Source organism: Microcoleus sp. Pol1C5 (assembly GCF_036701115.1).
GTDB lineage: Bacteria > Cyanobacteriota > Cyanobacteriia > Cyanobacteriales > Microcoleaceae > Microcoleus.
On record NZ_JAUBQE010000049.1, the window covers coordinates 23,700 to 44,255 of the forward strand.

Annotated in this window: 15 protein-coding genes; 6 read left to right on the top strand and 9 right to left on the bottom strand. The window is 44.6% G+C overall.

The annotated features are described in order from the left end of the window. Both QUA23_RS23790 and QUA23_RS23795 read right to left on the bottom strand, forming a co-directional pair. Nucleotides 1–1,713 (bottom strand): serine/threonine-protein kinase, encoded by a 1,713-nt coding sequence (locus tag QUA23_RS23790; protein ID WP_333078569.1) that lies wholly within the window; start codon nt 1,711–1,713, stop codon nt 1–3. A gap of 234 nt (nt 1,714–1,947) precedes the next feature. Beyond that, complete coding sequence (locus QUA23_RS23795) at nt 1,948–2,196, bottom strand: Ycf34 family protein (protein WP_006632635.1); 249 nt, start codon at nt 2,194–2,196, stop codon at nt 1,948–1,950. 108 nt (nt 2,197–2,304) lie between these two features. On the opposite strand from QUA23_RS23795, the gene QUA23_RS23800 reads away from it, so the two are divergent. After that, nucleotides 2,305–3,552 (top strand): CCA tRNA nucleotidyltransferase, encoded by a 1,248-nt coding sequence (locus QUA23_RS23800; protein ID WP_333078570.1) that lies wholly within the window; start codon nt 2,305–2,307, stop codon nt 3,550–3,552. Nucleotides 3,553–3,682: 130 nt separating this feature from the next. Here the strand turns inward: QUA23_RS23800 and QUA23_RS23805 are convergent, their stop codons facing one another. From QUA23_RS23805 to QUA23_RS23815, 3 genes are all read right to left on the bottom strand, one after another. Further along, on the bottom strand, nt 3,683–4,030 hold the full coding sequence (locus QUA23_RS23805; protein WP_333078571.1) for a DUF952 domain-containing protein: 348 nt from the start codon (nt 4,028–4,030) through the stop codon (nt 3,683–3,685). A gap of 104 nt (nt 4,031–4,134) precedes the next feature. After that, nucleotides 4,135–4,572 carry a cupin domain-containing protein gene (locus QUA23_RS23810; RefSeq protein ID WP_333078572.1) on the bottom strand — a complete coding sequence of 146 codons (438 nt, stop codon included), beginning with the start codon at nt 4,570–4,572 and terminating at the stop codon, nt 4,135–4,137. A 261-nt stretch (nt 4,573–4,833) separates the two neighbouring features. Further along, nucleotides 4,834–5,604 (bottom strand): cysteine hydrolase family protein, encoded by a 771-nt coding sequence (locus QUA23_RS23815; RefSeq protein WP_333078573.1) that lies wholly within the window; start codon nt 5,602–5,604, stop codon nt 4,834–4,836. Between the two features lie 423 nt (nt 5,605–6,027). Between QUA23_RS23815 and QUA23_RS23820 the strand changes: the two genes are divergently transcribed. The 5 genes from QUA23_RS23820 to QUA23_RS23840 all read left to right on the top strand — a co-directional run bounded on the left by QUA23_RS23820 (nt 6,028) and on the right by QUA23_RS23840 (nt 11,754). Further along, nucleotides 6,028–7,293 (top strand): serpin family protein, encoded by a 1,266-nt coding sequence (locus QUA23_RS23820; RefSeq protein ID WP_333078574.1) that lies wholly within the window; start codon nt 6,028–6,030, stop codon nt 7,291–7,293. A 131-nt stretch (nt 7,294–7,424) separates the two neighbouring features. Beyond that, nucleotides 7,425–8,627, top strand: a complete 1,203-nt coding sequence (locus tag QUA23_RS23825; RefSeq protein ID WP_333078594.1) for a glycoside hydrolase family 10 protein — start codon at nt 7,425–7,427, stop codon at nt 8,625–8,627. 14 nt (nt 8,628–8,641) lie between these two features. Further along, the gene (locus QUA23_RS23830; protein ID WP_333078575.1) at nt 8,642–9,319 is read left to right on the top strand and encodes a TIGR02117 family protein; all 678 of its coding nucleotides are present in this window, start codon (nt 8,642–8,644) and stop codon (nt 9,317–9,319) included. A 132-nt stretch (nt 9,320–9,451) separates the two neighbouring features. Beyond that, nucleotides 9,452–10,225 (top strand): 1-(5-phosphoribosyl)-5-[(5-phosphoribosylamino)methylideneamino]imidazole-4-carboxamide isomerase, encoded by a 774-nt coding sequence (gene hisA / locus QUA23_RS23835; protein ID WP_333078576.1) that lies wholly within the window; start codon nt 9,452–9,454, stop codon nt 10,223–10,225. Nucleotides 10,226–10,344: 119 nt separating this feature from the next. Next, nucleotides 10,345–11,754: a cation:proton antiporter gene (locus QUA23_RS23840; RefSeq protein ID WP_333078577.1), complete on the top strand. Its 1,410-nt coding sequence runs from the start codon at nt 10,345–10,347 to the stop codon at nt 11,752–11,754. A gap of 362 nt (nt 11,755–12,116) precedes the next feature. On the opposite strand, the gene QUA23_RS23845 is transcribed toward QUA23_RS23840, so the two are convergent. From QUA23_RS23845 to QUA23_RS23860, 4 genes are all read right to left on the bottom strand, one after another. Next, nucleotides 12,117–14,948 carry a PAS domain S-box protein gene (locus tag QUA23_RS23845; protein WP_333078578.1) on the bottom strand — a complete coding sequence of 944 codons (2,832 nt, stop codon included), beginning with the start codon at nt 14,946–14,948 and terminating at the stop codon, nt 12,117–12,119. A gap of 41 nt (nt 14,949–14,989) precedes the next feature. Further along, nucleotides 14,990–15,991 carry a BMP family protein gene (locus tag QUA23_RS23850; RefSeq protein ID WP_333078579.1) on the bottom strand — a complete coding sequence of 334 codons (1,002 nt, stop codon included), beginning with the start codon at nt 15,989–15,991 and terminating at the stop codon, nt 14,990–14,992. A 203-nt stretch (nt 15,992–16,194) separates the two neighbouring features. Further along, complete coding sequence (locus QUA23_RS23855; RefSeq protein WP_333078580.1) at nt 16,195–18,369, bottom strand: glutamine synthetase III; 2,175 nt, start codon at nt 18,367–18,369, stop codon at nt 16,195–16,197. Nucleotides 18,370–19,174: 805 nt separating this feature from the next. After that, nucleotides 19,175–20,425, bottom strand: coding sequence for an alpha/beta hydrolase (locus tag QUA23_RS23860; protein WP_333078581.1), 1,251 nt, complete (start codon nt 20,423–20,425; stop codon nt 19,175–19,177). Nucleotides 20,426–20,556 lie beyond the last annotated feature (131 nt).

Consider the following 20,556-nt stretch of genomic DNA (forward strand, 5'->3'; position numbering starts at 1 on the left):
TTACTGATAATTTTCCTTAACAAAAAACAGCGGCAAAGCCACAACTAAGCAACCCAAAAGAATGCCAAATATTCCCGTGTTTAAAATCCGGGAATTCCCCATGCCCCCAGTCATCAAAAACAGCACCACTAAGCTTGCAAATAAATTTTTATTGGCAAATTCTTTGTGTTGGGAAACTTGATGCTTCACCGCCATAAAACCAGAAGAAACTATTAGCGCAAACCAAGAATTAAAAATGACTATTTGAGAGCCAAAGATAAACCAAACTAAAGCAAACATTAGCGCATCTATCCAAAAATCCTGAGTTTTCAACTTCGGCAGCCAAAATTCTTGGGTAGCAACAGGGGCGATTTTCTTGACTAATTGATTGTGTTGCATCCGCACGAGTTTGTTTCTCAATTTAATCTTGGGATCGATTTGCAATATTTGCTTCCACTCCGGGCGGCGAGAATTGTTAACTCTTCCCAACAGCTTCACGGCTGCGACTTTATTTAACTGCAAATCGGTGAGTCTTGTGGCAATTATTTGAGATAAGTGCGGATAGTAAACGGGGTTGTCTTCGGTTCTGTTGATGACGATATTGAGCTGTTGCTTGGCTTGACTGACTTGGATTGTAACATTGTACGGGGCGATCGCCTCTTGCAGAGCTTCCTGAATTTCGGCTTGCTGTTGGCGAGTGAAAAGCGACACACCGGGCGCGGGTGTAAGCACCAGTTCTGCGGGCGTTTCCGGCGCGTCTAGCACAGGCGGTGCGTCTAAATACACCGGTTTGGGGTTCAAGTGCCGGATGACTGCTGATGCTGAACTGTAGCGCCGATTGGTAGCACTTTGAAGCATGGTGTCGAGGATGCGGCCGAAATCGTCGCTAACAGCAGTCTTCAAATAATTTCGCCAAGCCCAAGAATCTTCTGTACTGTCGAACAAATCGAAGGGAGGAATTTCAGTCAGCAAGTGAATGCAGGTAACGCCCAAGCTGTAGATATCGCTGGCAAAAACTGCTTTCCCCATCAATTGTTCTGGGGCTGTATAAGCAGCACTGCCGATGATTGTACCAGTTGGCTGCAAGCCGTTTGCTGTTACTTTCTTAGCTGCACCGAAGTCTACTAAAACAATATCTTTTTGGAAAGGAGAGGGTTGATAGGAAGTTTCTAAGGCGGGTAAAGGAGTTGGAGATAGTCGGCGGCGAATGATATTTTCTGGTTTGATATCGCGGTGAATAACTTTGGATTTGTGGACGAAGTGGAGCACGGGCAATAAATCGTTGAGGATTTGCCGAATTTGAGTTTCGGTGAATGCTCCTTTTTGTTCTAATTCTCTGGCTAGGTTTTTACCGTCTATAAATTCTTGTACTAAATACTGTCTCCCGTCTTGTTCAAAATGCGCGATTAATTCTGGAATCTGGGGATGTTTACCCAAGGTTTCTAGCTGGGCTGCTTCTTGGTGAAATAGTTGAGCGGCTTTTTCGGCGGCGGTATTTTGCTGCAAAAATTGCTTGATTACGCACTGCGAAAAAATCAGGGGTTTGGTTTCATCAACTGCTAGAAATGTTCGGCCGAAGCCTCCTTGCCCGATCGGCTTTATGGTTCGGTAGCGAGATGCTGATGGCGTTTCTGGGTCAATAGTCAACAACAATTTGGAGCCGCAACTTTGGCACAATTCTGCATCCCCTGGGTTGTGCGGATTCTGGCAAGTTGGGTTTAAGCAATAGCACATTGGATTTTAGATTTTAGATTTTAGATTTTAGATTTTTAATTGGGAATGGGGAATGGGGAATTGGGCATCGGGCATCGGGCATCGGGCATCGGTAATTAAAAATTGGGAATTGAATATTGGAAATGGAAAATTGAAAATTGGGTAAAAAGAAGAAACAAGAAAATGAGAGCGTTTTATTTTTTTCGTTCTTCCTTCTTCCTTCTTCCCTCTTCCTTCTTCATTCTTCCTTCTTCCTTAAGTCGGGACGAGTTCGCCTGGCCGCAATTTTGCCCATTTGCCGGTCTCTTGCTTGAAACTCTGACACCCGACTACATCCCATTCCATTTCAATTTCGTCTTGGCGGGGACGGATGTTGACGTTGATGGTGGGTTCTACGGGGTCGAAATCGGGTGTTTCGGTGAGGTGAAGCTGTTCGTGCTGTTCTTCTACGGCGTGGTAGGTGAAGCAGCGGTCTACATAGTGGCAGTTAATACAAATACACATTCTTGATATCCTCTGTGCATTTCAAAAAGATTGGTGAAAATTGAGCTTTCTGTTAATCTAGCGTAGCAAGAGTTTAATTGTTTGTAAGGAAAGTAGATTTTTGTTGCGATGCCGATTAATTTGCCCTCTTCATTATCTCCTGATACTTGGCCGTTTGATTTGAAACTGCTGACACCGCCTGCTTATCTGGTGGGCGGTGCAGTGCGGGATGCGTTGCTGGGGAGGCGATCGCACTATTTTGATTTGGATTTCGTTATGCTAACACGGGCCGTGAAGACTGCTCGAAAAATTGCCGATCGCACGAAAGGTGGATTTGTCTTGTTGGATGCGGAACGCCAAATTGCGCGGGTTGTATTTGCGGGCGGTACGGTGGATTTGGCGCAAGCGGAAGGGGGGAGTCTGGAGGGGGATTTGCTGCGCCGAGATTTTCGGATAAATGCGATCGCCTGCAATCCTTTTACCGGAGAAATCATCGATCCTTTGGACGGTCAAACTGATTTGCGCTTGGGTTTGCTGCGGATGGTTTCGCGGTCAAATTTGGAGGACGATCCGCTGAGGTTATTAAGAGCTTACCGCCAAGCGGCGCAGTTGGGTTTTGCGATCGAACCTGAAACTCAATCTGCGATTCGGGAATTAGCGCCGCTGTTGAGTCGGGTAGCGGTGGAACGGGTGCGGACGGAATTGGGTTATTTGTTGAGCAATCCTGATGGTGTTCCTTGGATTTGTCGCGGTTGCGAAGACGGTTTGTTTTCGATTTGGTTTGAAAGTGCGATCGACCGTTTCGATATTTTGACAAAAATTGACGCATCTGCTGACAAATTAGCGGCTATTTACCCGGAATTAGGGAAGGAATTCGGGCGTCAGATTCGAGATACAATTAAAACGCCTTTGTTGGCTGTCGCGAAGCTGGCTATTTTGGCAGATTCCGACCCGACAATTGCTGAAACCCAGTTGCAGCGGCTGAAGTACAGCAATGCGGAGATTAAAAGTGCGATCGAGCTTTTGAAATACTTGCCACAATTGCAAGCAAAACCTATTGCGGAAATGTCTTTGCGAGAACAGTATTTTTTGTTTCGGGATGTGGGAATAGTATTTCCAGTTTTAGCGGTTTTAGCCGTGGCGGCGGGAGTGGCGGTTGAGAATATTTCACTGTTAATTAATCGCTATCTGGATGCTGATGATATTGTTGCTCATCCCACACAGTTAGTTACCGGCAATGATTTAATGGAATATTTGAAATTGCCCAGAAGTCCGCGCATCGGTCAATTGTTGATGGAGATTCAATTAGCGCGGGTGGAAGGGAGAATTGCGACTCCCGAAGATGCGCTGAAATTGGCGCAAGAGTTAGTTAATTAGTAAGTTGAAATTGATATATTGCAGAAATTAGAACGGGCAAGATGCCCGTTCCACAAAATTCAACTTTCCCGTGGGGTGGGCTTTGAGCCACGCCATAAAAAGTTAGTTGACAATGGCAAAAATCAGAATATTAAACAATATCTCTTAATTCTTCCGGCAATTCAAACTTGCCATCGGCACTCGGTTCAAATTCAACAACTTTCAACACAGCATCAACATTCAGCGGCCCGTAAATGTGCGGGTAATTTTCACCCGCAGCCAATTCATATTTAATTTCAGATTCTACTTTTTCCGAGTCAATCAACAGCAGCAGCAATTTTTTTTTACCAACAAAGAACTTATTGGCAGATTTAACAACTTGCGGCAGAGTCGAACAGTGGATAAATCCTTCAGAGTCTAGGGTCTCACCGCGATAGGATTTAAGCTGTTTTGCTTCTTCCCATTGTTGGCTTTGAGTGATGTGAAATATAACGCTCATAAATTATTTTACCTGGAAAATAGAAGCTAGGCAGAGCATCTAGATATGTGTTCCAATGCTCTACCTAAGAACGAGATTAAAGGACTAAAGTCCCTACTAAAAAACTAGCACGATACGAGTACATCAGATCGCCCGAGAACTCTCATATCTTCGTCATCTAGTTCGACTGGTGTGCCGCTGCGAATTAGTTCTACAAAATCCTCATTTGGCACCATGATGCACAAAGTGTACAAACGTTCGCTGCCCGTATTCTCAATTACGTGAGTACCCGTTGGAGGTACTAACAAACTATCTCCCGGTTGAATACTAACTGTTTTGCCATCGCAGGTTGCTTGCCCTCTTCCTTTGAGTACAAAAAACATTTCTACTGCGAATTGATGGCGGTTGGGAGGAGTTTTACCGCCCGCATCGAAAATCTCCACGCAAACAGTTAATGAAACATTAGCTGTTACCGGATCGAAGACGATAGCTAATCTATTAGTATCGCCCGGACTGATGCGAAATGCTTGGTAGTCTTGCGGAGACTTTACCACTGGAATCATACACTGGTTTGTCATTTTTTTATTGTGAGTTGTCGGTTGTTATGTTTCTGATATGATTAGCGAGCGAGCTAGAGTCATTAGTTTAGGACTTACGCATGGGCGGCGAGAAACCGGGTTTTTACTGAGAAGATGTGTTACAGGCGACAAAAACCGCAAAAACCCGGTTTCTTTGTTGCTGAGCTGTAAGTCCAGTAGTTGCGAGCTTAGCCTCAAAAAATTATTCTTAGTGACTAATGACTGCTGACTAAGGACTAAGGACTGCTATTTAATTGTTTCTAACATAGCCTGAGAATCAGACACAAAACCAAAACATTGCTTAACGTTATAAAGAGTCGCTTGCCAGCAATAATCTGGCGATGTCGTCGCTGTACAATCTTTGACTAAAATACAGTCGTAACCGAGGAAATTAGCATCTTGCAGGGTAGCCATCACGCACTGATCGGCGTTTACTCCTCCGAAGAAAAGTGTAGTTCTGCCGAGGTTCCGCAAGATACTATCTAAAGGAGTATCCCAAAAGCCGCTCATCCGATATTTATCAACGCAAATATCCTCCGGTTTGGGTTTTAATTCATCGACAACCTGCGCCGCCCAACTCCCTGCCATCAGTACAGGGGCGTTGTTTTTTGGCAGCGGATCTCCCAAACCTACGCCGTCACCTGTGGGATTGTAAACATGACGGGAAGCTGCACTAATATTGAGCAAATCGGGGCGGTTTCCCCAGTTAATCCAAATAATTGGCACTGCGTGCGATCGCAATTTTGGCAGAAAATTTATTAAAGGATTAATTGGAGTTCGGGCGGGCGTTACATCTACGCCAATATGTGCTAGCCAACCGTCGGGATGACAGAAATCGTTTTGCATATCTATCACCAACATTGCTGCTTTTGCTAAGTCCAAACGCAGGGTTTTAGTTTCTGTTTCTAAAGTAACAATTTGTGGGTCAAGTTGCGAGCGGGTGATATCGGCAATTTTGGCATCAACTTTCCAAGCATTCGGCGGTACGCCCAAGGTGCGGAGAGAATCAGGATTCATAGGGATTGTGACTCAAAAACAATTTCAATCTTATAACTATTTGATTGTTACTAACTTGTCATATCTTAAATCTTTGTTATAATTAAGTATCCGGGGAAACTTTTTGAAAAATTTTAGGATTTATTAACTTTATTCTCGTTGGGCGATCGCAAATCTTAGCGCCTGGGAATCATACAATAAAAATCAATATAAATTTACAAATCTATTTTCATAAAATATGATTCCGTCCTTGGCTACAATCTCCACTACCATTAGACACCATATTTTAGGGAAGCATCACCAGCGTTAAAATTAGTTAAATTCTCCCATACAGCCTCAAACACAAAAAAATTTGGTGACAATAAAGGCAGTCAAAGTAAGTTAATTAACACAGGTAAGTCATAATAGTAAAGTAAGCTCACTACCCAACCAAAGATAACAGTTATGTCATGGCAAACCAGGCAGGCTACTGTCGCCATCATTACATTAGCAATTTTCGCAGAATTAGCGCTGTCACTGAAAATTAACCCCATCAAACTCGCCAATCCTAATCACTCACAAGCTGTAGCGATGACACCCCCTAACAACCAGATAAATGTAGACGCCAGACTTGTTGCAGCTAATACCAAATTTGGTTTTAACTTGTTCAACACCCTCAGCAAACAAGAGCCGAATAAAAATATCTTTATTTCTCCTACTTCTGTCGCCCTCGCACTGTCAATGGCATACAACGGAGTTAGCGGAGAAACCAAACAAGAAATGACAAAAGTTCTCGAATTAACGGGAATGACTCCCCAAGAAATCAACGCCGCAAATCAAGGCTTGCAAAATAGTTTGCAGAAAGTTGCTCCCAATGTCCAAGTATTAATTGCTAACTCGCTTTGGACGCAACAAGGCTTCTCCTTAAAACCCGAATTTCTGCAAACTAATCAAAAATACTACAATGCCGATCTTACCGAACTAAACTTTATGAATCCGCAAGCTCTTAGCATCATTAACAATTGGGTGAGCAAAAAAACTCAAGGAAAAATTGATAAAATTGTCGATAAAATTAGCCCCGATGGAGTCTTGTTTTTGATTAACGCTATCTATTTCAAAGGCAACTGGAAAACCCCCTTTGATAAATCTCAAACTGCGAACAAAACTTTCTCTTTAACCGACGGCAGTTCAAAGCAGCATCCGATGATGTCCCAGAAAGGCATTTATTGGTACTACGAAACAGACAAATTTCAAGCAGTCAGTTTACCTTACGGAAAAGAAGGCGCTCTGGCTATGTATATTTTCTTGCCCAGCTCCAATAGCAATTTGGCAACTTTCTTGCAGCAATTAACACCAGAAAACTGGAATGAATGGATGCCAGAATTTACAAATATAAATGGGACAATTGAAATACCCCGCTTCAAAATAGAGTATGAAGTTGAACTCCAAAACACACTCACAGCTTTGGGCATGGCAGGAATTTTTGATAGCTCAAAAGCAGATTTTTCTCCAATGACTGATAACAACGTAGCAGTAGATTCAGTAAAACACAAAACATTTGTGGAAGTAAACGAAGAAGGTACAGAAGCAGCCGCCGTCACTTCCATCGCGGTAACCAGAGCTAGTAGATTGCCTTTTCAAATGAATGTAAACCGTCCATTCTTTTGTCCCATCCAAGACCATACTACAGGAACAATATTATTTATGGGTACCATCATTGACCCTCAATAATATCAAAAATAGTAGGTGCGTTAGAAAATGTTCGAGTGACTTTTAATAAAATAACCCTCGCTGACGCACCCTCACAAGCTAATTATACGGTAAAATATCAGTATAAAAATAATCATATTGGCGACAAATTGATGATTAAATTGCACAAATGGCAGCGGATACTGGCTTTAATAGTTGTTTTTGCGATCGCCCTTACCTCCTCCGCGATTTTATCCCCGCGTCTGTTAGCTCAAACCCGCCCCCAAACCCCAACAACCGAATTGCGCGGCGTCTGGCTGACTAACATTGATAGCGAGGTTATGTTCTCCCGCAACAACATCATTGACGCTGTAAATCGACTGGATCAACTCAATTTCAATACCATCTATCCCACGGTTTGGCAAGGAGGCTATACACTTTATCCGAGTGCGGCAGCCCAACGAGTATTCGGACAGTCGATCGACCCCTCGCCCGGATTGAAAGACCGAGACATCCTCAAAGAAATTATAGCACAATCCCATCAAAAAGGTATAGCAGTAATCCCCTGGTTTGAGTTTGGTTTCATGGCTCCCGCCGAAGCGGAATTAGCAACACTTCACCCCGACTGGCTGGCGCAGCGACGCGACGGTTCAACTATTTGGAAAGAAGGCAAACACGATCGAGTTTGGCTGAATCCATTTCATCCCGAAGTTCAGCAATTTATCTTAGATTTAATCATAGAAATTGTCGATAATTATGATATAGATGGCATTCAATTTGACGACCATTTCGGCTTGCCAGTAGAATTTGGCTACGAGCCACGGACAGTGTTAATGTATCAAGAACAAATCAAAAGTCCTCCCTCCGACGACTCCCGCGAAACCTTCTGGGTGCGCTGGCGCGCTGACAAAATCAATGACTTCGTGGGGCGAGTTTCCCGCGCCATCAAATCCCGCAAAGAAAAATGTATTGTCAGCTTATCTCCGAACCCTTTTCACTTTTCTTTACCCGCCCACTTGCAGGATTGGTTTACCTGGGAAAGACGCGGTTACATCCAAGAAATTGTGTTGCAGGTTTATCGCAGCGATATCAAGCGTTTTAGTGCCGAACTGGAACGGGAAGAAGTTAAATTGGCTAAATTTAACATTCCAACTGCGATCGGCATTTTAACAGGTCTTAAAAATAATTCTGTGTCCCTAAAACAAATTCAAGAACAAGTGCAAGAAGTGCGAAAAAGAGATTTCGCTGGCGTGTCGTTCTTTTTCTACGAAAGTTTGTCGAATTGGGCTAACGAAACCCCCGAACAGCGCAATTCTGCTTTGCAAGAATTCTTCCCCACGAAGATGCAGCGCCCGCCATCTGAAGCCAGAATTTGAAACCTAGGGTTAAAATGAGAAAAAGCATACAGCGCTTAGGAATTGTCATCTTATCTTTAACTGCTTTCCTAACAATTGGCTATCTCACTCCTAGAAAGTGGGGAAATTACTCGCAACCAGATTGCACAATCTCTCTATACATTTCCAACCAAGGCATTCACACTGAAATCATTGTTCCAGTTAAAAATGAATATTTTGACTGGAATCAATATTTACCGCTAACAGAAATAGGGCTGGATGTCACTTCTGATTATAAATATCTATCTTTTGGCTGGGGAGATAGAGCTTTTATGCTGGAAAATGCTACCTCAGCAATCATCAACCCAGTCACAGCTTTCAAGGCGCTATTTCTCCCTACTCCGTCTACCGTACACGTTCAAAGTTATCGGTTTCCTCCCCAAAATATTGAAACCAAATGTGTGAAAATTAGTGGAGCGAATTATCTTAAAATAATAAATTTTCTTCAAGATACATTCCAATTAGATGCAGCAGGTAATAAAATTAAAATTAGCTACGGCTACGGTAACAGCGACCGTTTTTATGAAGCAAAAGGCAGTTACTCTATTTTGAGAACTTGCAACGACTGGACGGCCGAAGCTTTGCAAAAAGCTGAGGTCAATACTCCTTTATGGTCAACGCTGTCTTCGGCGATTATATTTCATTTGAATAGCGGTTGCGAATGTCAAAAATAAAGGGTAATGGGTAATACCATTTTAGATTTAAGATTTTAGAAGTCGGAATGAATGATTATGTATGAGTTGGTAGATTGCATAAAGTTGCATTCTTTTTTTTAACTGGTATAATTACCAATTTGAGGAAAAATTATGAATGTAATTCCCGCGATCGACTTATTGGATGGAAAATGCGTCAGATTGTATCAGGGAGACTACGCGAAGTCTCAGACTTTTAACGACAACCCCGTCGAAGTCGCCAGACAGTGGGTAAATGAAGGCGCAACCATGCTGCATTTAGTAGACCTCGACGGCGCTAAAGCAGGTCATCCAGTCAACCAAGCAGCCATTGAAGCGATCGTCCGATCCGTAGACGTTCCCTGTCAAGTAGGTGGGGGAATGCGCGATCGCACTTCTGTTACTGCTATCCTCAATTTAGGCGTCCGGCGCGTCATTCTCGGCACTGTCGCCGTCGAACAACCGCAATTAGTCGGCGAATTGTGCGCCGAATTTCCCGGTCGAATTCTGGTGGGAATAGATGCCAGAAATGGTAAAGTTGCGACTAGAGGCTGGCTAGAAACTTCGGAAGTTTTAGCGACAGAATTAGCGCAGCAAATGGCAGAGTTAGGGGCGGCTGAAATTATTTACACCGACATTCACCGCGACGGTACTATGGAAGGGCCGAATTTGGAATCTTTGCGCGAAATTGCTAACGCTATTTCGATTCCCGTGATTGCTTCCGGTGGCGTTAGTTCGATCGCCGATTTGTTAAGTTTGCTGGCTTTGGAACCAATTGGTGTCAAAAGTGCGATCGTCGGTAGGGCAATTTATACCGGCGATATCTTGCTAAAAGAAGCAATTCAAGCAGTCGGACAAGGTCGGTGGCAGGATGTACCCCCTGATTTGGGTTCTTCGAGTTTTGCTTGATAGTCATGTCGAGTTAACTGCCTACCCAATATGTAACAGTTATCAATTTTCCGACTCACAGTCAACAGTTAACAGTTAACAGTCAGCGTAGAATCGTCTTTCTTACCATCATCGTACCCATGTTTTTGAACCATACAATTACAGCTTTAAGTTCTGGGATGGCATCCCTAGTTGCTCCCATACCTTTGTTAGCAACAGTCGAAGCAGAAAATTCGCCGATCGTCCTCAGCGGAGTTTTGCTCAGTTTGGTAGTGATTTATATCGCCAGTAAAATCGGCGCCGAAGTAGCGAGAAACTTCGATTTTCCACCGGTTTTGGGTGAACTTGTAGCAGGGGTGATTATTGGGGTATCTGCTTTACACTTGATCGTTTTTCCCGGAAGCGGGCTGTCAGCATCCAACTCAGGGATTATGACAGTTCTGCAATCGATCAATCATCTGTCTCCTGCCGCCCTCACCAGTGTCTTTGAATCGCAGAGTGAAGTCATTTCAGTGCTGGCTGAATTAGGCGTGATTATTCTGCTGTTTGAAATTGGTTTAGAGTCGGATCTCAAACAACTCAAGCAAGTCGGAATTCAAGCTACCGTTGTCGCCTGCGTAGGTGTGGCAGTTCCCTTTGCCGCCGGTACTGCTGGCTTGATGATAATTTTCCACACGGCAGCAATTCCAGCTATTTTTGCGGGGGCAGCTTTGACCGCAACCAGCATTGGAATTACCTCCAAAGTGTTGTCTGAATTAGGACAACTGAACTCTAAAGAAGGTCAAATTATTGTCGGTGCGGCGGTGATTGATGATGTGTTAGGAATTATTGTCCTGGCTGTTGTCGCCAGTTTAGCCAAAACTGGTGAGATTGATGTTGTTAATATCATCTATTTGATCGTAAGTGCAACTGCCTTTCTGCTAGGTTCGATTCTCTTAGGTGGTGTCTTCGACAAAACTTTCTCGGCGGTGGCAGGTCAACTCAAAACTCGCGGCAATATTATCATTCCGGCATTTATCTTTGCTTTCTTCATGGCTTTTCTGGGCAACGCAATTCATCTCGAAGCGATTTTGGGTGCCTTTGCGGCTGGTTTGGTGTTGGATGAAAGCGATGCCCGCCTGGAGTTGGATGAACTGGTGAAACCCATCGCCGATTTATTTGTGCCAATCTTCTTTGTAACGGTGGGGGCTCGGGCGGATTTGGGGGTTTTGAATCCAACAGTGCCGGATAATCGGGCGGGACTTTTGATTGCCGTATTTTTGATTTTGGTTGCTATTTTTGGCAAGATCGTAACAGGCTGGGTGGTGTTTGGTCAGCCGGGAATCAATCGATTGGCGATCGGAGTGGGGATGATTCCTCGGGGCGAAGTCGGGTTAGTGTTTGCCGCCATTGGTTCGGCGAGTGGGGTTTTGGATAAACCGTTAGAAGTCTCGATTATTATCATGGTGATTCTGACGACTTTTTTGGCTCCGCCTTTTCTGCGGATTGTCTTTGGGGATACGGTAGAGCCTCCTGCTAGCGGCGAACTTTCTAGCGAGAAAATCGTTTGATTAGCGGATGATATTAAGTCTGTTTTGAGGTGCTTGGGGGCGATCGGCTGGTATTGAACCACTTTCCGGCGATCGTCTCCATTGCTACTCATATCAATTCCCGTTGCACCGGAATGATCTAACAGCACTCTCAAAACCCACAATGCCGTCGATCAAACCCTCTCGAAACCTGTTCGAGAAACTATCCCAGTGTGATTTGTAGCTAGCTTCATAGGTGTCTATTATCAGAAACGCTATATATAGCAATCCTTGCATCATTTGTGAATTTCTTACTCCCTCCCCGAACTCGCGGGGAGGGTTGGGGTGGGGTAAAACATTTACGACTCCTGCAAGGATTGCTATATAAAGGAATGTGATAGCAGTTATTTACCCACGAGTGCTATAGCACCGCTTTGCAAAACAGGAATTTCAATTCGGAACTCTGTTCCTTGATGAGGTTGAGAGAAGCACTCGATAGAGCCACCGTGCTTATCAACTACAATTTGATAGCTGATGGATAGTCCTAATCCAGTTCCTTTACCAGTTGGTTTTGTGGTGAAGAAGGGATTGAAAACCTGTTGTCTAACAGTTTCCGTCATGCCCGCTCCATTGTCTTGAAATTGAATCACCACGTTTTTAGAATAACCGGACCCAGTTTCATTTGTGGCTAGCTTAGTCCGAATAGTGATGCAACTGGTATTCTTTTGGATATCTTTTGGAGAACGCTGATTGTCGTAGTTTTCTAAAGCATCAATCGCATTTGCCAGAATATTCATAAAGACTTGGTTCAACTGTCCGGCATAGCACTCTACCAGCGGTAAGTCGCCGTACTCTTTAACAATTTCAATAGCAGGATGATCCGGTTTTGCCTTCAGCCGATTTTGCAAAATCATCAATGTGCTGTCAATTCCATCGTGGATATCAACTGGCTTCATTTCTGCCTCATCGAGCCGCGAGAAGTTTCGTAGCGACAGGACAATTTGACGAATGCGATCGGCTCCTACCTTCATTGAAGTAAGCATTTTGGGCAAATCTTCACTAATGTAGTCCAGATCGAACTCTTCAATTTTTTCCTCAATTTGGGCATTAGTTGGATAGGTTTGCTGGTAAAGCTGAATCAAATTTAGTAAATTTTGCGTGTAGTCGGCAGTATGGCTCAGGTTGCCATAGATAAAGTTGACTGGATTGTTAATTTCGTGAGCAACACCAGCAACCAGTTGCCCCAAACCAGACATTTTCTCTGCCTGAATGAGTTGTGCTTGAGTTTGCTGTAAGGTTTTGAGTGCAACCTCAGCTTCCTCTTTTGCTTGCCTTAAAGCAGCTTCGGCTTGCTTGCGCTCAGTAATATCCAGTGCCAAGGATGCAACTCCAATAATCTTTCCAGCATCCCCTACTAAAGGCGTATTGAACCATTCGCAAATAATGGTTTGACCGTTTTTCGTAATATTTTCGTTGACGCTGTAGATTCCTCCAACCTGACTCAACAACTCGTTCATAACTCGATCGACTACCTTTCGGGCAGACGCAGGCACAATTAATTCTGCGGCATGGTGTCCGATCGCCTCTGTAGGCGTGTAACCAAAAATCTGCTCTGCCGCTGGATTCCAAGCAGTGACTTTAAAGTTTAAATCCCATTCCACAACTGCCAGTGCACTTTGGCGGAATAGAAAAGATAGTCGCTGTTCCGACGCTTTGAGTTCCTCTTCTGCCTGTTTCCGTTGAGTAATGTCAATCCCTGTTTTGATGATGTACTCAATTTCACCTTCACTATCCAGTAAAGCAGTATCTGACCAGGCAATCAGTCTGAGTTGTTGATCTTTGCTCACCCAACAGCCTTCATACTGTTGAGGAAAATTACCAGATTGTAAAGACTCAAAAGTAGTTTTGGCTTGTCCAGCTAAGTCTGAGTTCGGGAACAATTCCCAAATGTAACGCCCTTTCACTTCACTAAACGAGTAATGAGTCATTTGTTCGCAAGCTCGGTTAAAGCGAACGATTTGTCCCTGCGGGTCGAGTACAACTACCAGCGCACCTGCAATTTCAAGAATTGCTGAAACAAAATTGCGTTCCACTTCAACTGCTGTAATCAGTTCCTCTAACTGCGTTGCCATATTGTTAAATGCGATCGCCAATGTCCCCAGTTCGTTTTGGCTGTCGATGTTGACCCGCGTCTCTAATTGCCCCCCACTGAGTTCAGTAGCTGCCGTGGTTAAGCGCTGTAGCGGCACCACAATTTGCCGAATAAATAGAAAGCCAATGCCAACAGCAACGATCGTCACCAGCGCCAATGAGCCTCCCATAATTGAGAGCATTTGGTAAACGGGAGCATAAGCCTCAGCCGTTGGCAGTTCTACAACCACCTTCCAATTCACGCTCCGAACTAAGGCACTGGCACCCAATACTTCTACCTGCTTTAGACCCTGATAAACGTTAAGGCGCTTAGTATCTTGGTATGCTTTCAAGAATTGAAAGAAAGGGCGCTTAGAAATATCTTGAAGTTGAAATGTTTCTGGCTTACTATCCTTTTGAGCAATGACAAAATTACGCTCATCGACTACATAAACATAACCCCTCTTGCCGACCTCGGTTTGGGAAACAACAAACCAGAGAAAGTTGAGATTTACCTGCGCTAATAGCACCCCATCCACCTCATCTCGGTCATTCCGAATCGGAACCGCCAGAATGGTGTTTGGTTCGTGAGTTTGAGGATTAATTTCTACAGGACTGACATAATCTTCCTGTTGTTTAAAGGCACGAATAAACAGTGGCGAATTGGCGGGATTTTTTAACTTGAGCGGTTGGTAGGGTGAAACTGACGCGACAACTTGTCCCTTCCGGTTCAAAATGGCAACTGCTTCATAAGCATCATTATGACGAGTCAACCCTTCCAACAGGCTCTGCTGCGCTTGAGATTGAAATTTTGTGAGTCCTTGGACCCTAGCTAAATAGCTCAGTTTTCGTTTCAAGTCATCTAGATAATTATCAATCTGCCCTGCTGCTGTCTGACTGCGCTCTTGTTGGAGCGATCGCGATTGCTGGATCTGCGCCTGAAAGCTGAGGTAGATCAGCAAACCACCTGTGGGCAGTAAGCTCAGAAGAACCAAAAATATCAAACCATACCGGAGCTGATTGGCAATAGAAAAGAAGCGTTGCCAGGGATGTGAAGGGGATCTTTTGGCAATCGGAAGAGCGCGATCGTTGCGTTGATTTTGCATCGGACTTAGAATCAATATTGGTAAATCAATTAATCGGCGCACTAAGGAGAAACATCAATTTGGCCAGTCGTCACAGCATCTCGGATGGTCTTAAAAGTGTCCTCTTCCTGAGACGTGAGACTACCACGAAAAGGCGCAAAGTCGTAGATTTTTTCCTTGAGTCCAAACTTGTAAAGTTTTCCTTCCCAGCGACCTTCCTGGGTTAACACCGCCGCATTGAGCACCAGATTGGGAATGTCCTGCAGAACGCTAGTTAGGACTTTGCCGGGAGCCAGTTCGTACTGATCCTTGGCCCAACCAATCACAAGGACTCCTGGCTTTTGCGTAACGGCTTTTAGCGCGGCTAATCCTGCCTCATCCGCGTTGATTGTCAAAACATCTACTCCAGAGGCAACCATATCCGTTGCGACTTTAATGGCTTTGTCCGTATCAATCCAACTGTTGAGAAAAGCAGTCGAAGCTTGAACAGAGGGATTCGTTGCCTTCACTCCGCGCCTAAACAAAGCTTCTTCTTCTTTGTAAACCGGATAAGCTGCACCTACAATATAGCCAACTTTATTGCTTTTAGTCTTCATGGCAGCCAAAGCACCTGTGAGGTACCCCACCTCACCCGATCGAAAGGCAACAGCCCCCAAATTTGTGTTATTCCCTGGATACGTGGTAAACAGGGCAAATTTCGTTCGCGGAAATTCTTTAGCGACCTTTTCGGCAGCTTTGATATAGCCACCACTGGCTGCAATTACCAGGTCATAGCCTGACTGGGCATATTGGCGAAGGGCAGCTTCACTATCTTCATTGTCAATGCCAGTAAAATCTACCTGAGCATTAAATTTATCTTTGATTAGGGTTAACCCTTCAAAGCAGGCTTGAGCCCAACTGTTGTTGTCTTTGGAACCTGTGACGACCAACGCCACTCTAAAGCTGCTAGAGGTACTTGCTTCAGGGGAAGAGTTTACGTTCGGAGTCGATCGACTGCAACTGATCGCAAAAAATAGAGCTAGAGCCACCAGAGTCATTTGTTTCAAGAAAGATTTAATTCGCATAATAGCTTTTCGCAACCAGATTACTTTTTCTACCCGATAAATTTGTTGAATGGTATTTGAACAATCTTCACAAGTCTTACTCTCGCTCGCATTTAATGACTCTGAGAGATTCAGCGTAACACTCATTTAATCTCAACAAGTAAGGACACGGCACTGCCGTGTCCTTACAAATCTCACCTGCAATTAACCGAATTTGTTTGCTACTACTTAACAAACAGCATTTCTTGATAAGTAGGTAGTGGCCACAAATCATCAGCCACTTCACCTTCCAGAGCATCCGCATACTTGCGAACCTCATCCATCAAAGGACGAATTGTTTGCGAAGCATATTGCATATGGTCTTCTGTCGAGGCAAAATCGTGCTTGCTCAAAGCAGCAGTCAATTTGCTCGCAGTATCCATCATTGACTTAACCAGCACCGCTACTTTTTCGGCAGTTTCCTTTTCCAGTTCAATCCCAATTTCTTTCAACTTAGAAACCGTGCCGGAAATTTCAGCTAAATACCTCACCGCTGCGGGGTAAATAATGGTTTTTGCCATGCTTATTACCAGTTTTGCTTCGACTTCAATTGCCAGCAAATACTGCTCAGCATAAACATCGTAACGGCTTTCCAATTCAACTGGAGTCAGAACACCTGTCTTTTCAAACAAGTCTTCAATGTATCCTTCCTTTAACACGGGCAAAGCATCTGCCGTAGTCCGCAAGTTAGCTAAACCCCGTTCCTCAACAGCCATTTTGTGCCATTCTTCGGAATAGCCGTTGCCACCAAATACAACCGCACCGTGTTCGTCCATCACTTCTTTGAGAAGTGTTTGGATGGCAGCATTCAGTTCAGTTCCGTTAGCCAAATCGCTTTCTAATTTGTTAGCAATCCAGTCCAAAGAATCTGCAAGAATTGTATTCATCGCCACCAGCGGCCCGGAAACAGACTGACCGGAACCTACTGCACGGAATTCAAATCGGTTTCCAGTAAAGGCAAAGGGCGAAGTCCGGTTTCTGTCTCCAGCATCCTTCATGAAAGTAGGCAGTGTTTCTACACCTAAGTTCATAATTCCCCGACCTTTAGAGTCCTTAACTTCTCCCCGGCTAATTTGCCCAAAGATATCTTCTAATTGCGAACCCAAATAGACAGAGATAATTGCTGGTGGAGCCTCATTTGCACCCAATCGGTGGTCGTTGCTGGCAGTAGCAACTACCGCGCGCAATAGCGGGCCGTATTTGTGAACTCCGCGAATCACAGCGCCGCAGAAAACTAGAAATTGTATGTTCGAGTGCGGTGTATCGCCGGGGTCTAATAAGTTTCCTTGGGTGGCATTGCCGACAGACCAGTTGACGTGTTTGCCGGAACCGTTAATGCCGGCGAAAGGCTTCTCGTGCAGCAAACACATAAAACCGTGTTTCTTCGCAGTGTTGCGGAGAATTGTCATGGTTAATTGTTGGTGGTCGCTGGCGACGTTTGCAGCTTCAAAAACTGGTGCAATTTCAAACTGACCTGGAGCTACTTCGTTGTGGCGGGTTTTGGCAGGAATTCCCAGCCGGTACATTCTTTCTTCTACTTCCTGCATGAAGACTTGAACGCGCTCTGGAATCGCTCCAAAATAGTGGTCGTCAAATTGCTGACCTTTCGCAGGAGGTTTGCCGAAAAGGGTGCGACCTGCTAGCAGTAAATCTGGGCGGCTGGTGGTGAAATTGGCATCTACCAGGAAGTATTCTTGTTCGGAACCGCAACTGGAATTAACCGGAGCAACTTCGGTATTTCCTAATAACTTTAACACTCGGGTTGCTGCTTTGTTCATTGCGGCAATGGAACGCAAAAGCGGCGTTTTCTTGTCTAAGGCTTCACCTGTCCAGGAAATGAAAACAGTGGGAATGCACAAGGTCATGCCGTTGTCTGTTTCCATGACATAAGCAGGGCTGGTGACATCCCACGCTGTATATCCGCGAGCGGCGGCGGTGGAACGGATGCCGCCGTTGGGGAATGAGGAACCATCGGGTTCGCCTTGTACCAGAACTTTGCCTGCAAATTCTGAGATGACGGACCCGTCGCCTTGCACTGAGATGAAACCGTCGTGCTTTTCAGCGGTGCTGTTGGTGAGCGGGTAAAATACGTGGGCGTAGTACAGGGCTCCTTTGGAAATAGCCCAGTCTTTCATTGCTGCTGCAACTACATCAGCTACGGAATCATCTAATTTTTGACCGGTTTGAACGGTGTTTTTTACTGATTTGAAAATACTTTTGGGCAGACTTTCTTGCATCTTGCTCAGACTAAAAACGTCTGTTGCCCACATATCTTCTAGCCGCTTGAGAGGCCGGGCAGGCATCTGTTTGCGGTTGACGATTTGAGAAATTGCTTGAACGCGCGATTCGTTTCCACTCATGGTTATTTTTATTGGGGTTGCAGGACGAGTAGTTGTGAAAAAATAGATGTTAGCAAAAGTTTAACGATTGACAAATATGTTGGATTTACCCAACGTTTTTAGTCAAAGCTAACTTTGGGCAGAATGCCTTTTTTGGCAGGATCTAAAAGATTGGACGAGCGAGACCCTATCACTTCGCCCATCGGGCGTGACAATCCAGTGTGAGATGCGGTTGGATTTCGGTTATTAGCAGCAATAAAATAGATGACAAGAGCCTGTACTAATTTGAGTCAACATGATAGATGTCTGCGCTGCACAGATTTAGTAACTAATCTTCACCCTGGTCAGCTCAAAAATTTTGTGCGAATCAATTCCGATGAATTCAGGTCAAAACTACTTATGGTTTTTAACGGTTCGACGATCGATAAATCGCAGTCCAGCAAACAACGCACTCGTTTAGGGGTTTTGGAGAATTATGGAGAGTACACAATCTACACTTGGAGAGTTTAAACAATCATTAACCAAATAAATGTATCGTAAGCTACAGAAGTTTATATTTTTTTCCGAAGGGTCGATCGCATCGATCGCACACAACCGCAGGATTTCAGTTTAACAGGGCATGGGGCATGGGGCATGGGGCATGGGGCATTTGCCCGCGCAGGGCATACGTCACCAGGCTTGAGAACCGCTATATAATAAATAAAGTCTGGCAACTATTCTAAAATTTGGTGCGACAATTTGTCGTAGAAATCTTTACGAGATTTGGGAACTTATTAAACTGTTATAGCCGCAGTTTATTGAGCATAAATGAGTAAGTTGATAATTTTTAGTTAACTCGTTGGTAATCCGAAGACTTCAGAGCATGAGCCAAAAAGCGTTCTGTGTAGTACAAAGCTAATTGATTGCTTGGCCCATTAAAAACTGCATCAAAGGCGTGTTCAGCCCAAGGAATTTCGAGCAAAATAGCCCGATCGCCCGTGGCTCGCAATCGTTGGTAGAGCGATCGACCAAACTTGGGCTGAACGATATGGTCGCGACCTGCATAAACCAGTAGAGAAGGGGGAAGATTCGGTTTAATATAATTTATGGGAGAAGCCCGACGGTAAAGCTCGTTGAGTTCATCTGGCGTTCCTCCGAGAAAGGCACGCAAGACGGCTCGAACATTTATGGCATCAGGAAAAGGTGGGTCATTGTATCCCCGGATCAGGTCATTTGGCCCGTAATAATTGACCACGGCTCGAACTGGAAGCACACTAGAATCATAAGCAGTTAGCATTGCTAAATGGGCACCTGCAGACCTTCCCATCAGAGCAATTCGATCGAGATCGATTTCCCAATCAGCAGCATGAGTTTTGATATAGGAAAGAGCGGCTTGTACGTCCTCAAGCTGAGCAGGAAATCGATACTTGGGAGCGTGGCGGTAATCAATTGCAACCACACAATAGCCTTGGGCGGCCATATAGCGGCTGAATTCCTGATTGTAATCGGGATTGCCTCTTTGCCAAGCTCCCCCGTAGAGTGTGATAATAGCCGGATATTTGCCAATTTGCATCGGCCGATAAAGGTTTAGTTGCAGTGAAACTCCGTCAGGGTTGGCAAATACAATAGCCCGATCGATCCTAACGTCTCTGATGGGAATTCCTCGGAACGCATCTGCGAGGATAAACGGTTGAGGGCGTAGCTGCGCGCGATCGGCTTGAGGAATGGCTGCTAAATAGTTTTCCCCTAAAACTGCTTGCATTTGGGTAGCTACCGCTGCATTGGCTGCGGGAAACTGAATCAGGGGTAGCAGGCCCAGGATGAGGGCTAAGAGGTTACAAATCAGTAAAAAAATGTAGACTTTGCCTTGATGCCGTCTGAGCAGGTTCAGGACAAGGGCGATCGTATTGATACCGACCAACCAAGGACTGATTTCTGGTGCTCCCACCGCCAAAGGGTACAGGAACATCGTGGGTGCTGGTACTATGACCCAGAGACTGAGAAATAGCGCGATCGTACTCAGGAACCAAGAAATAAATGGCAAGACTAAGAATCCTGCCAATAAGGGTAACTTTTTGCGGTTCTTCTTGTGGATCATCGGATTTTCGCAGCCTAATTTTTAATCAGTTTAAACTAATACCATCGCCCTAACATAGGCTACAATGACACTGAGACTTTAACAAATATTGCCTAAAAGTAGATTACCAAAAAAGCATTGATTTAACACCT

Excerpts from the sequence above, each read along its gene's own strand:
- QUA23_RS23790 (WP_333078569.1), bottom strand. The coding sequence starts at position 1,713 with ATGTGCTATTGCTTAAACCCAACTTGCCAGAATCCGCACAACCCAGGG.
- QUA23_RS23795 (WP_006632635.1), bottom strand. The coding sequence starts at position 2,196 with ATGTGTATTTGTATTAACTGCCACTATGTAGACCGCTGCTTCACCTAC.
- QUA23_RS23800 (WP_333078570.1), top strand. The coding sequence starts at position 2,305 with ATGCCGATTAATTTGCCCTCTTCATTATCTCCTGATACTTGGCCGTTT.
- QUA23_RS23805 (WP_333078571.1), bottom strand. The coding sequence starts at position 4,030 with ATGAGCGTTATATTTCACATCACTCAAAGCCAACAATGGGAAGAAGCA.
- QUA23_RS23810 (WP_333078572.1), bottom strand. The coding sequence starts at position 4,572 with ATGATTCCAGTGGTAAAGTCTCCGCAAGACTACCAAGCATTTCGCATC.
- QUA23_RS23815 (WP_333078573.1), bottom strand. The coding sequence starts at position 5,604 with ATGAATCCTGATTCTCTCCGCACCTTGGGCGTACCGCCGAATGCTTGG.
- QUA23_RS23820 (WP_333078574.1), top strand. The coding sequence starts at position 6,028 with ATGTCATGGCAAACCAGGCAGGCTACTGTCGCCATCATTACATTAGCA.
- QUA23_RS23825 (WP_333078594.1), top strand. The coding sequence starts at position 7,425 with ATGATTAAATTGCACAAATGGCAGCGGATACTGGCTTTAATAGTTGTT.
- QUA23_RS23830 (WP_333078575.1), top strand. The coding sequence starts at position 8,642 with ATGAGAAAAAGCATACAGCGCTTAGGAATTGTCATCTTATCTTTAACT.
- hisA (WP_333078576.1), top strand. The coding sequence starts at position 9,452 with ATGAATGTAATTCCCGCGATCGACTTATTGGATGGAAAATGCGTCAGA.
- QUA23_RS23840 (WP_333078577.1), top strand. The coding sequence starts at position 10,345 with ATGTTTTTGAACCATACAATTACAGCTTTAAGTTCTGGGATGGCATCC.
- QUA23_RS23845 (WP_333078578.1), bottom strand. The coding sequence starts at position 14,948 with ATGCAAAATCAACGCAACGATCGCGCTCTTCCGATTGCCAAAAGATCC.
- QUA23_RS23850 (WP_333078579.1), bottom strand. The coding sequence starts at position 15,991 with ATGCGAATTAAATCTTTCTTGAAACAAATGACTCTGGTGGCTCTAGCT.
- QUA23_RS23855 (WP_333078580.1), bottom strand. The coding sequence starts at position 18,369 with ATGAGTGGAAACGAATCGCGCGTTCAAGCAATTTCTCAAATCGTCAAC.
- QUA23_RS23860 (WP_333078581.1), bottom strand. The coding sequence starts at position 20,425 with ATGATCCACAAGAAGAACCGCAAAAAGTTACCCTTATTGGCAGGATTC.